This window comes from Sphingomonas sp. SP5 (assembly GCF_058313455.1).
Map to the genome: position 1 here is coordinate 358,769 of NZ_JBZFLF010000003.1, position 11,984 is coordinate 370,752.

Annotated in this window: 9 protein-coding genes; 6 read left to right on the forward strand and 3 right to left on the reverse strand. The window is 62.9% G+C overall.

Annotation, left to right across the window (positions count from 1 at the left end; all coding sequences use genetic code 11):
• Window positions 1-2: 2 nt before the first annotated feature.
• Both AC4GY7_RS09430 and argH read left to right on the forward strand, forming a co-directional pair.
• Window positions 3-935, forward strand: coding sequence for an EthD domain-containing protein (locus AC4GY7_RS09430; protein WP_491113215.1), 933 nt, complete (start codon window positions 3-5; stop codon window positions 933-935).
• Window positions 936-1,074: 139 nt separating this feature from the next.
• Window positions 1,075-2,631, forward strand: a complete 1,557-nt coding sequence (argH, locus tag AC4GY7_RS09435) for an argininosuccinate lyase (protein WP_491113217.1) — start codon at window positions 1,075-1,077, stop codon at window positions 2,629-2,631.
• Window positions 2,632-2,718: 87 nt separating this feature from the next.
• On the opposite strand, the gene AC4GY7_RS09440 is transcribed toward argH, so the two are convergent.
• On the reverse strand, window positions 2,719-5,370 hold the full coding sequence (locus tag AC4GY7_RS09440) for a TonB-dependent receptor plug domain-containing protein (RefSeq protein WP_491113219.1): 2,652 nt from the start codon (window positions 5,368-5,370) through the stop codon (window positions 2,719-2,721).
• 266 nt (window positions 5,371-5,636) lie between these two features.
• Here AC4GY7_RS09440 and AC4GY7_RS09445 point away from each other — a divergent pair, with 266 nt between their 5' ends.
• On the forward strand, window positions 5,637-6,281 hold the full coding sequence (locus tag AC4GY7_RS09445) for a recombinase family protein (protein ID WP_491113736.1): 645 nt from the start codon (window positions 5,637-5,639) through the stop codon (window positions 6,279-6,281).
• Between the two features lie 23 nt (window positions 6,282-6,304).
• Here the strand turns inward: AC4GY7_RS09445 and AC4GY7_RS09450 are convergent, their stop codons facing one another.
• On the reverse strand, window positions 6,305-7,678 hold the full coding sequence (locus tag AC4GY7_RS09450; RefSeq protein ID WP_491113221.1) for a transposase: 1,374 nt from the start codon (window positions 7,676-7,678) through the stop codon (window positions 6,305-6,307).
• 302 nt (window positions 7,679-7,980) lie between these two features.
• On the opposite strand from AC4GY7_RS09450, the gene AC4GY7_RS09455 reads away from it, so the two are divergent.
• Entirely contained in the window at window positions 7,981-9,699 is a 1,719-nt protein-coding gene (locus AC4GY7_RS09455) for an ATP-binding protein (RefSeq protein ID WP_491113223.1), read from the forward strand.
• 131 nt (window positions 9,700-9,830) lie between these two features.
• Here AC4GY7_RS09455 and AC4GY7_RS09460 read toward each other — a convergent pair whose 3' ends face one another.
• Window positions 9,831-9,938: a hypothetical protein gene (locus tag AC4GY7_RS09460; protein WP_491113225.1), complete on the reverse strand. Its 108-nt coding sequence runs from the start codon at window positions 9,936-9,938 to the stop codon at window positions 9,831-9,833.
• A gap of 103 nt (window positions 9,939-10,041) precedes the next feature.
• On the opposite strand from AC4GY7_RS09460, the gene AC4GY7_RS09465 reads away from it, so the two are divergent.
• Window positions 10,042-10,440, forward strand: a complete 399-nt coding sequence (locus tag AC4GY7_RS09465; protein WP_491113226.1) for a VOC family protein — start codon at window positions 10,042-10,044, stop codon at window positions 10,438-10,440.
• 249 nt (window positions 10,441-10,689) lie between these two features.
• Window positions 10,690-11,814, forward strand: coding sequence for a catalase family protein (locus AC4GY7_RS09470; protein WP_491113227.1), 1,125 nt, complete (start codon window positions 10,690-10,692; stop codon window positions 11,812-11,814).
• Window positions 11,815-11,984 lie beyond the last annotated feature (170 nt).

Here is an 11,984-nt window from a genome sequence, read left to right on the forward strand (position 1 = left end):
CCATGTCGACCGACCTGCCCGACTATGCCGCGCGCGACGCGGCGATTGCAATCAACACGTACACCACCGTTCTGCGGCGCCCCCAGGTGCCGCATGAGCTGTTCGCCACCTACTGGCGCGACGTACATGGGCCGCTCGGCTCACGCGTGCCCGGTCTGGCTTGGTACGTCCAATATCATCTCGATCGCGAGCAGGACGCGCACCTCTGGCCGGTGCAGGAGGGGATCGAGCCGTTCGCGGACTATGTCCTCGATGGCGGCGTCGAGATCGGCTTCGCCAGTGCCGAGGATCAGGCGACCTTCAACGAGGCCTCCTCGATCCTCTTCTCCGACGAGCAGAACATGTTTGCGGCAACCGTCGCCTACGCACTTCCTAACGGATCGCGGACGCTGGTCGACCGGATCGCCGAGCCCAGCCCGAACGGCACCGACGCTTTCGATCGCATGCACGTACATTTCGGGATCGGCGACACCAATCCGGACGCCTTTGCCCGCTTCATGACGGAGCTGGCGAAGACGCTGGCCAGCGATCCCGCGCTCCTGCGCGTTCGGCTGCATCTGCCCGAGCGGTACGACAACGCTGAGCCCGCGCCACCAGCGCCTGACGTCGCGCACGAGGTGCCGCCGGAGCGGGAGCTGATCGCCGTCCTCGATCTCACGTTCGAGACACCGCTGGCGCGGCGTCGCTTTTTCGGCAGCGACCGGTTCCTGGACACGGTTGCAGGCCAGAAGGCGCATATCGGCCGGGTTACCGCCTTCGCGGTCAGCGGCATGTACACCTATGTCCGGGACAAGCGTCTCACCACCGCCGGTCTGCGCGGCAGCCGTCCTGCGCAGCTGATCGAGCAATTGGGAGCGGTGAACCAAGTAGCAGACGACGTTCGGCATCTTTTCCTGACCGGTATGTCGGTCGCGCCTGGGTCCCCTGTCACCTAGCTTTACAGCGTGGAATACCTGTCCGCTACGCGTCGGCGCCGGCTGAACGAGGACGTACGTATCATAGCCTTGCCTACGATGAAACATTGTATCATGCCGTCGCGGACGTTAAGTCTTTCCTTCAGTCTGGGGAGACCTCATGTTTTTCAGCAACGTGCGCGCGCCAGCGCGATTTTGCCTGACCGTTGCATTGCTGGCAGGCTCAGCGACGGCGCAAACGCAGGATGCAACACGCATCGGCCGTAGCGCCGTGCCAAAAGCGCCCGCGTTTCAGGAGCTCTACGACTTCGATGCCGCAGCGAAGCCGCTCAGCGACGCGACCTTCCCGTATGAGAGCCGCCTACACCGCGCCCATGTCGTGATGCTGGCGGAGCGGGGCATCGTCACGCGCACCGATGCCGCCGCCATCCTGCGCGGCCTGGATCAGGTGGACGCGCGGGCGAAGACGGACGCGGAACTGCGTACCTACCTTCCCTACGAAGCCGCGCTCATTAAGACGATCGGGCCCGTCGCAGGACGCATGCATACCGGTCGTAGCCGTAACGACCTCGCCAACACCGTCAATCGCATGTTTTACCGCGACCAGATCAACCGCACGGTTCAGGCACTGATCGACCTGCGTACCGCCGTGGTGAACAAAGCGGCGGACAATCTCGACACGGTGATGGTGGTCTACACCCATCGCAAGGAGGCACAGCCGATAACGCTCGGCCACTATCTGATGGCGATCTCTGAGAGCGTGGGAAAGAGCATCGACCGCTACGAGGAGCTGTATGTGCGCATGAATCAGAGCCCGCTCGGTGCCGCAGCGTCGGCGGGGACAGGCTGGCCGCTCGATCGCGAGCGCACCGCAGCGCTGCTCGGGTTCGACGGCCTCGTCATCGATACAATCGAGGGCACGGCCGGCTGGGACCACATCGCCGAATTTGCCTCCGACAACGCGATCTATCTCAGCGGTCTGTCGCGGCTCGGGTCAGAGATCCAGCTGTGGACCACCGACGAATATCGCTCGGCAGAGCTCGACCCGGCGTTCGCGGGCACGAGCAGCATTATGCCGCAGAAGAAGAACCCGGACTCGATCGAGCGTAGCCGCGCGATCGCGTCGAACGCGGTTGGGCAACTCGTGTCGATCCTGACCTCGTTGAACTCGATTGAATATCAGCACAGCGTCTCGCGCGTGCCGCTGGAGCCGCGCTCGATCGACGCGATGATCGCCGCCACCCACGCGATGACCGGCGTGGTAGGCACGCTGCACCCCAACAAGCCGCAGATGCTGCGCTACGCCGCACAAAACTTCTCCACCATGACCGACCTAGCCGACGCGCTGGTGCGCGAGAGTGGGATCGATTTCCGCGAGGCGCACGAGGTGATCGCACGCGTGGTCAACGCCGCGATCGACCGGAACAAGACAGCCGACCAGATCACCGTGGGCATGATCCAGACGGCGGCCAAGGCGCAACTAGGCCACACGCTGCCTATCTCCGCCGCGGCGGTGCACGAGGCGCTCGACCCAATCCGCAACGTCGCCCGTCGTAATGGCATCGGGGGGCCTGCGTCGTCGTCGGTGGCGAAGATGATCGCCGACACCCGTGGCGAGTTGGTAAGCGAACAGACTAGGCTGACGGAGCGCCAGCGAAAGATCGACGCGGCTTCCCGGATGCTCGATCAGGCGGTTGCGGGCATGCTCACCGGGTAAGCCGACCCAACCGGCGTAGAAGTGAAGCGGCCGCGGCGGCTGCTCTGCTTCTACGCAGGGCTGCCCGCCTCGACGATATTGATCCGGTCAGAAGCTCACCCCCGCCCGGACAAACACCGATCGACCGTTGAAGCCGAACGGCGAGATCGCGTTGTAGGGCTGTGTCCCGGCATTGTCCGATCCATTGGTGCCGGCCGCGACGCTGGCGACCGTCGAGGCGATGTTCCTGTCCGGATAGACGTCGAACAGGTTCTGCGCGCCCGCACTCAGCCGCAGGACCGGCGTCGCCTGCCACGCCAGCTCGATGTCAGTCAGCACCTTGGCACCGAACGTCTGCACGATGTCCGAGTTGGCGGCGTTGGTCGGCGACGTGACCAGCCGCGTGTCGTAGCCGGGGGTCAGCACCGCGATGCGCGCGGGCGTGACGTTGGTGAGCGCGACCGTCGATACCTCGCCGTAGCGCGTGTTGGTGAGCGAGATCGAGAACGGCCCACGTGCATAGTTCAGGTCGAGCGTCACCTTGTCGCGCGGCAGGCTGTCCGAAAAGCGGAGCTGCTGCGTTAGGTCGAACAGTGCGGTGGTGATGCCGAGTGCCGCGAGCGGCGCCGGCGTGCCTGCGATCCGGTCGAACTTCGTCTTGTTGTAATTGCCCGCCAGCGTCGCTGTAAGCGAGCTGCCGTCGCCGAAACGATGCCGCGCGTTGATGACCAGATCAACGCCGCGCGTCGTGGTGTCGACCGCGTTGGTGATGAAGCTGAGCGCACTGAACCCCGCCTGTCCGTTCGCGGCGAGATAGTTGGTGATGCGCGCATCCTGGAAGGTGGAGGAGATGGCGATGCGATCGCGCACCTTGATCTGATAGGCATCGAGCGTGGCGGTGATCCCGCCCTGCTTGAAGACGAGCCCGGCTGAGACGTTGCGCGATTCTTCCGGCTTCAGGTCGGTCGCGCCGGCGAGCCGCGCGGCCGCGCTGCTGACCGCCGCAACGCGTGTGATCGCCTGCTGCCCGCCCGCCAGGATCAACGTGTTGGACGCGTTGTAACCCGATTGCGCCAAGGCGGGCGCGCGAAAGCCGGTGTTGTACGACGCGCGTGCCGCCAAGCCGCCGAACAGCTCGGCGCGCCCCGCAACCTTGAAGTTGGTGGTGGTGCCGAAATCCGAATAGTTCTCGTGCCGCACCGCTGCATCGAGCAGCAGCCGGTCGAAGATGGTCTTCTGCGCCTCTGCGTAGACTGCCCAATTGTGTCGGTTGATCGACGCGCGGTCGTCGAGCCCGTTGCTTGGACCCGGCTGCGCACCCACGATCGCGGGCCTGCCGGCGTTGGGGCCGTCGAGGATCGGCACGCCGCCGTTCAGATAGCCCGCCGGACTGCCCGAGAAGAGGCGATAGGTCTCCTCGCGATATTCGACACCCGCCGCCAGCTTCAATGGATCACCGCCGCCCAGCGCGACCTCGCGGGTCAGGTCGAGGTTGTTGGTCCACTGGTAGAAATCGGATCCCAGCCGGTAGAAGCGGCGCGGCGTCGCCAGCCCGTAGGACACGTTGACGCTGTTGTCGTAGAAGAGGTCCTGCGTATTGAGGCCGTAGACGCTCGACAGGTCCCAGCCGAAGCCGGCAAGGTTGCTGCCGCGCAGGCCGAGCGCGACAGACAGATTCTCGATCCGAGAGTCGAGCGTAGGTCGGTAGCCGTCGGGATTGATCGCGCGGATCGTCTCGTCCTGGCCGGCGCGACGGAAGAAATACTCGATGTCACCGTCGAGGCGATTGTAGCCGCCGAACGAGTAGACCTCGACGCTGTCCGACGCGGGTGCGACGAAATTGTAGAACAGCTGCTTGTTGGTGTTCGGTTGGTCACCGAAGCGGAACACGTTGCGGTCGATCGTCGCCTCGCGCGGGTCGAGCGTGCCGTTCGATGGGGTCAGACCCGTGCCCGAGCCGTAATTGCCCGAGATCGCGACCGGGCGCCCCGCGGCGTTGGTGCCGAAATACTGCTGTCGCGTGTCGGGCCGCGAGCGGTCGGTACCCTGATGCTTCTGGATTGACGCGGTTAGTCGGAAAACGCCGTCCTCGCCGACGCGGACGCCGGACGAGACGCTGGCCTCGTAGGTTTCGCCGTCCCCTTCCGTCGTGGTGCCGAACGTCGCCTGCGCGCGCGTGCCGACCGAGCGATCGAGGATCAGGTTGATGACACCTGAAATTGCGTCCGACCCGTATTGCGCCGATGCGCCGTCGCGCAGCACCTCCGCGCGTGCGAGCGCGAACGACGGGATCGCGTTGAAGTCGACCGACACGTCGCCGCGTCCGACGCCGTTGCTGGCGTTCAGATCGCTCGAAGTGTGGCGTCGCTTGCCGTTGACCAGCACCAGCACCTCGCCGGGGCCGAGCCCACGCAGCGACGGTGGCTGGAGATAGTCGCCCACGCCCGAGCCTAGCGGGCGCGGGATGTTGAAGCTCGGCACCTGAACCTTCAACTGCTGGAGCAGGTCGACGCGCCCGCTCTGCTGCAACTGCTCGCGCGAGATCGCGTCGACGGGCGTCGGCGACTGGGTGGCGGTGCGACCGCCGAAGCGGCTGCCGGTGACGACGATGTCGCTGCCGTCCTCCTGCTGCGTTTGATCGGTCGTAGCATCGCCGAGCCCAGGCGATTTCCCTTGTACCTGGGCGAGCGCCGGCGTTGCGATCGTTATGACTGCGCCGGCCGCGGCTGCGCGCAGCCGTGCCTTGATTGAAATCAGCACGTACTAACCCCTCGTAAGCGGCTCCTCCCGAGCCGCGTTACGATGTCACCTACGCAGGAGATCGCCAACGCTCAAGGGATACGTTATCTCATAGCATGCAATTCTATTGGTAGGTCATGATCCATGCCGATCCAAACAAGAAAAACGACCGGTTTTCTGGCAATAGCAATTTCTGCCTCGACGACGCTCCATTCAGATCGGAAAACCCGTTGCGGAAACCACCGACACATTGCAGGGTGGTGAATATCTTTTCTGGCGGGGTAATGATGCTCATCGGATATGTGAGGGTGTCTAAGGCTGACGGATCGCAGACGCTGGCGCCGCAGCGCGATGCACTGCTCGCCGCTGGCGTCGATGCCTCACGTATCTATGAGGATCTCGCTTCGGGCCGCCACGATGCGCGTCCTGGCCTGACTGCCTGCCTCAAGGCGTTGCAGCCTGGCAATACACTGGTCCTCTGGAAACTGGATCGTCTTGGGCGCGACCTCCGGCATCTGGTCATCACCGCCGAGGCGCTGCGCGAGCGTGGCATCGGGTTGAAGGTGCTGACGGGTGCCGGCGCGCAGATCGACACCACTACCGCCAACGGCCGCCTCGCATTCGGCATCTTCGCAGCCTTCGCCGAGTTCGAACGTGAGTTGATAGCCGAGCGCACACAGGCGGGCCTTGCTGCGGCACGCGCCCGGGGGCGGATGGGTGGACGACCTCGCAAGATGGATAAGGCGACGCTGGCGATGGCCATGGCCGCAATGGCCGATCGCAATGCGGTCGCGGCCGACGTTGCGCGCCGCCTCGGGATGACGACGACGACGCTCTATATGTATGTGAACGGTGACGGCACGCCCAAGGCGCCGGGCCAAGCGCTGCTTGACGGCGTGCCGTACCGCAAAGAACGACTGCGCGCCGCGTGATGAACCGGGCGGTGCTTCAACGATCAGACATATCGCCGAACAGGCGAGACGATCACGTCATGTTCGATCGAACGGGCCGAGATCGCAGCCGGGGTCAGGGCTGCCGGAACGCAGACACCGCGGCGCGGCTTGCCGGTCAGCCTTTGAGGTCGTGCCAGGATCATCAGGTTCATCACTGCCGCGCCGATCAGGAACTCTTCTTCCGCTCCGCGGATGCCGCGCAGGTGAAGCCGTCTCATGCCATGCTTGCCTTTGGCGTCGGCGAAGAACCGTTCGACCCCGCGCCGCAACCGCATCGACCGTTTGTAAAGCCCGGTTTCCACCTCGGCTCTGGCAAGATCACGAACATCCTCTTCGTCCAGTCGGACAAGGGTACGACGCCGCGCCTTGGTGCATTTCTTCCGAAGCACGCACGTCTCGCAGTCCCGAACGTCGGCGGCATAGCGATGCACTCCGGTGGGCGAATGGAAGGCGTGGTGCCGGAGCGTCTTGCCGGTCGGGCAAGTAAAGCTGTCAGTGCCACGATCATAGCTAAAGGCCGTTCGCGGCAGCTTGCCCTTGGTCTGCTGCGTCCGGTCGATTACGGGGATGTGCGGGGTTGCGCCGTGATCCCGAACGAAGCCGAGGAAGCCGGCGCTGCCGTAGGCCTTATCGGCAGCAACCCGCTTGGGGTGGAAATCGAACCGATCGGCCGACCTCTCGAGCATGACGCGGCCGGCATCGACCTCCTCCGCGAAACGAGCCGGCGTCGCCTCGACATCAAGCGCAACGCCACTCGGGGTGTCGACCAGCGCGTTGAGGGCATAGCCAAACCGGCCCCGCACCGTTCGCGCCGACCAGGCCGCGGCAGGATCCGTTCGAGAGACGCCTTGGCAGCTCTTCGAGCGCGCCATTTCCCAGACGGCATCTCCTTTGTCTTGCACCCATTCCCGAACCGCGCGCGATGCGTTGGCGACATACGGCAGGTAGCCAGGAATGGTCTTACGCTGCCAGCTTGCATCAGCCGCTATGAACGACGCGTCGATCGCGGCGTCTTTTCCTCCGACCAGCCCTGCGCTGATGCAGCGTCGGACCGTGCTCTCGAACAGGACCCGGAATGCGCCGGCGTCGCGGAAGCGGCCATGCCGGTTCTTGCTGAACGTCGAGTGGTGCGGAACCCTGTCTCCTGGCGAGAGACGACAGAACCAGCGGTAGGCCAGATTGTAGCTCAGCTCCTCGCACAGGCGCCGGTCGGACGTGATGGCGTAGATGCGGCCGATCAGGGTCATGCGGATGAGGAGTTCGGGATCGACAGATGGTCGCCCCCGCGCGCTGTAGTGACCAACCAGTGCTTGCCTCAACTCGCTCGTATCGAGACATCGGTCGATGCGACGCAGCAGGTGGTCTGCGGGCAACATGGCTTCTATGGTGCGGCGGGATGCCCCTCCCCGCCCACCGCGACAGGCTGGTCCCATCATGGCGGCGCTCCTTTCGGCAGGGGTGAAACGAAGGAGCGACCCGGCATGTCCGGTATTTTTCAACAGGCCCGGACGGTTTTGACACCAAGCCGCTATTGCCAAGCCGGCACAACGATCAGCACTGCCGCTGTTTGGGTTCGCAGTCCTCGCTTGGCGAAGCGAGTTGTCGCCCCACGATGGAACCGGCTAGGCTGATGCTGGCACGGCGATCATGACCGCTCGCCCTTGTATAAGCGGAACCCATGACGAACGCCGTTCCATCGATCGATCCCCATATCGGCGCAGAGAGCATCACAGGTGCGGAAATCCTTTCGAAGGATTGGACGGGCACGTCGGTCGGGCCGATTAACACTTGGCCTGCGTCGCTGAAGACGACGTTGGCAATAATGCTCGCCTGTCCGACGCCGATGTTCCTGGCGTGGGGCGACGATCTCCTGTGCTTTTACAACGACGCCTACCGTCCGATCCTCGGCTACCGTCTCGCCACCGCGCTGGGCACGCCCTTCAAGGTGGTCTGGGCGAGCATCTGGAGCGATATTGAGCCGTTGGTCATTACAACGCTCGCTGGCGAGAGCCGCAAGATGACGGACATGCCCCTCGACCTGAGCCGTGAGGGCGTGCCTGAACGGAGCTGGTGGACCTTCACCTACTCACCGGCTTACGATGATGCGGGACAGGTAGCAGGTCTGTTCTGCGTCACCAACGAGCAGACCAACCGGGTCCAGATGGAGGAGCGCCATCAGACCCTAGCCGCCGAAGTCATCGAGCAGCGCGAGGAGCTGGCACGCGCTGAAGAACAGCTGCGACAGGCACAGAAGCTCGAAGCGATCGGTCGATTGACAGGCGGTGTCGCACACGACTTCAATAATCTGCTAACCGTCATCCGCGGTTCTGTCGATCTGTTGCGCAGGCCCGGTATCGCCGATGACAAACGCGCACGCTACATCGACGCGATCGGCGACACCGCCGACCGCGCCGCCAAGCTGACCGGCCAACTTCTTGCCTTCTCACGCCGACAGGCTCTGACGCCCGAACTGTTCGACCTTGGTGCCTGTATCGACAACGTGTCCGATATGATCGGCACGCTCATCGGATCGCGCATCGTTCTGGAAACACACACCCCCGACCAGACCATTCATACCCTGGCGGATCGGGCGCAATTCGAGAATGCGATCGTCAACCTTGCCGTGAATGCACGCGACGCAATGGACGGTGAGGGAATGCTGACTATCGCGGCCGGTGCTGTGTCGGGCATACCAGCGATCCGGTCTCACGTGCCGGTCGTCGGCGATTTCATCGCGGTCACCGTCACCGATACCGGCACCGGCATCGACCCCGCACAGATCAACCGTATCTACGAGCCCTTTTTTACCACCAAGGGTGTCGGCGAGGGCACAGGCCTTGGCCTTTCGCAGGTCATCGGCTTCGCGAAGCAATCGGGCGGAGATATTAGCGTCGAGAGCGTCGTTGGACAGGGCACGACCTTCACCCTCTATCTGCCCCGCGCCTATACCGACGAAGCGGGGATGGAGAATGAGGCGGCGGTTGAGGCCCCGATCAGCGGGGAAGGGTATTGCGTTCTCGTCGTAGAGGACAATCCGCAGGTCGGCGAATTTGCGACCCAGGCGCTCAAAGAGCTGGGGTACGACAGCATCCTCGCAACAGACGCGGAAAAAGCGCTAGCGGCATTGGAGGAGGGCTGCGACCGTTTTCACATCGTGTTCTCCGATGTGGTGATGCCCGGCATGAACGGCATCGATCTTGGAAACAAAATACGGCGGTCGTATCCCGGTGTACCAATCGTTCTCACCAGCGGATACAGTCACGTGCTGGCGAGGAATGGCAAGCACGGCTTCGAATTGTTGCACAAACCCTATTCGGTCGAGCAGCTGTCACGCGTTCTTCATAAGGCGATCGGCTGGCAAAAGGGGACAATGGCAAAGGCGACGCCCGCCGGCTGATCGGGATCGTTCGTCATGCCGAGGCTTACAGCTGACTGTTTGAAGCTAGAAAACTAGTAGGAAGTTCGAGGTGCACTGGTGTTAAAACCGAACGGTTGTGACACTGTCTGCGACTGATCCAATAGTAGAGCTCAGAGTAACCAACCCCCATCAACAGATATTGCCGCGCCGGTGACGAACGCGCCCAGATCAGCGCTCATCCAAAGCGCGGCATCGACAATTTCATCCGGTTTGCCCAACCGTTCACGCCGATCGCAGCAGCGGCGTAGCCGAGCTGGATAACCGCCCTATGACCCGATTCCGGTTCACGTTCGTATTAGACCCTTGAGCAGGAGAAAAAATGTGCTGTTTCACACCATGGTCGGATCGAACGACATTGAACGGTCCAAGCGCTTCTACGACACGGTGCTCGGCACCTTGGGTGTAGGGGAAGGGACGCGGAACATCGCCGACAGCGGCCATACCCGTCTGATCTACAATAATGGCAACGGAACCAACTTCATCATCAGCCAGCCGATCAATGACGAACCGGCAAGCGTCGCCAACGGCAGCACCGTCGCCTTTTCCTGCGACTCGCCCGAGCAGGTAAAGAAGCTTCACGATTCAGCCGTTACCGCTGGCGGCACTTCGATCGAAGCTCCGCCTGGACCGCGCGAAACTGCCTCGATGGGAACTATCGAATTGGCCTATTTTCGCGATCCCGACGGCAACAAGCTGTGCGGAATCCATTTTCCAAAATAGACGCAACCGCCGGACGATGGCCTGAACGCGCCGCCCGTCTTTGATGTGGACGGGCAAAACCAGATTATCGGGAACAGTCTTACCGTTTCCGACCGGATTAGAGCCAGCGCGAGTAGAACGAGCTTATCCTCGGAGCGACGTTCCAAAGAAATTTGCGATCTCATGTGGCGACATCGGCGTTCAGGCGTTTGGAGCGTAACGACCCGGTCAGCAATGCAGGCCGGGCGCATCTCCAGCGAAAGAAACCTCATGGCCGACGCGATCTCCCATTCCGCGATCCGTTACACGCCGGCTATCGAAAAGCCGGAGCCCGATGAGGGGGAAACCATCAAGGGCCTGAACGAGCAGTTCCATCTCATTCAGGAGCAGACTGCCAAGGATTATGGTTCGGCCGTGCGTGGTGTCCATGCCAAGGCGCACGCGATCGTGAAGGGCCGGATCGAAGTTCTGCCCGGGTTGACGGCACCGCTGGCGCAAGGGCTTTTCGCCACGTCGGGCTCCTACGATGTGTTGATGCGGTTCTCGACGTTGCCGGGCGATATCCTTGACGACAGCATCAGCGTACCGCGCGGCGTAGCGATCAAACTGTTCGACGTTTCTGGCGACCGCCTGCCGGGTTCCGAGACGGACAGCACGCAGGATTTCGTTCTCGTCAACGGCCCTGCCTTTGCCGCCCCCACGCCCAAGGCGTTCCTTGCCAATCTGAAGATGCTGGCCAAGACCACCGATACGGGCGAGGGTCTGAAGAAGGCACTGTCAGCGACGTTGCAGGTGGTTGACGCCGCACTGGAAACGATCGGGGTCCAGAGCCCTACGGTCCAGACGCTGGGTGGTGCGCCGAACACTCACCCGTTGGGCGAAACCTATTATACGCAGGTGCCGTTTCGCTACGGCGACTATATCGCCAAGCTCTCGCTGGCACCGGTGTCGTCAAACATGACGGCACTGACGGGTGACAAGGTCGAAACCTCGGGTCGCCCCGACGCCCTACGCGAGGATCTGGGAGAGGTGCTGATCGAGCAGGACAGCGTTTGGGAGCTGCGGGTCCAGCTTTGCACGGACCTGGAAGAGATGCCGATCGAGGATGCTTCGGTCGTCTGGGACGAGAAGAAAAGCCCGTTTGTCCCGATTGCCCGACTTACCGTTCCTGCGCAGATCAGCTGGGAGCATGGGACCAGCGACGGTCAGGACAAGGCGATTGCGTTCAGCCCATGGCACGGCCTTGCTGCGCATCAGCCGATCGGGGGCGTCAATCGGGCGCGCAAGCCGACCTATGAAGCGTCCGCAAAATTTCGCGGCGAATTTAATGGGTGCCCGATGCACGAGCCGCGTTCGCTCGGTGATGTTCCCGCAAAGGCCATGACGATCGACTGAAACGTGCGGGAGAACAGCGCTCCCCCGCCGCCCTCGGCACTTGCCGGCATCTTGTGCCGAGGGCTTCACTCTCCTGTGTTCGCGTGAGGGGGCAATGGCACAAACGTCAGAGCGTTCGTCAGATTGTTTTTCTACACAAAGCGCTACGACGGTCACATCGATGCGATCGA

Coding starts and splice junctions, on each gene's coding strand:
- AC4GY7_RS09470 (WP_491113227.1), top strand. CDS start 10,690: ATGGCCGACGCGATCTCCCATTCCGCGATCCGTTACACGCCGGCTATC.
- AC4GY7_RS09430 (WP_491113215.1), top strand. CDS start 3: ATGTCGACCGACCTGCCCGACTATGCCGCGCGCGACGCGGCGATTGCA.
- AC4GY7_RS09445 (WP_491113736.1), top strand. CDS start 5,637: ATGCTCATCGGATATGTGAGGGTGTCTAAGGCTGACGGATCGCAGACG.
- AC4GY7_RS09455 (WP_491113223.1), top strand. CDS start 7,981: ATGACGAACGCCGTTCCATCGATCGATCCCCATATCGGCGCAGAGAGC.
- argH (WP_491113217.1), top strand. CDS start 1,075: ATGTTTTTCAGCAACGTGCGCGCGCCAGCGCGATTTTGCCTGACCGTT.
- AC4GY7_RS09450 (WP_491113221.1), bottom strand. CDS start 7,678: ATGTTGCCCGCAGACCACCTGCTGCGTCGCATCGACCGATGTCTCGAT.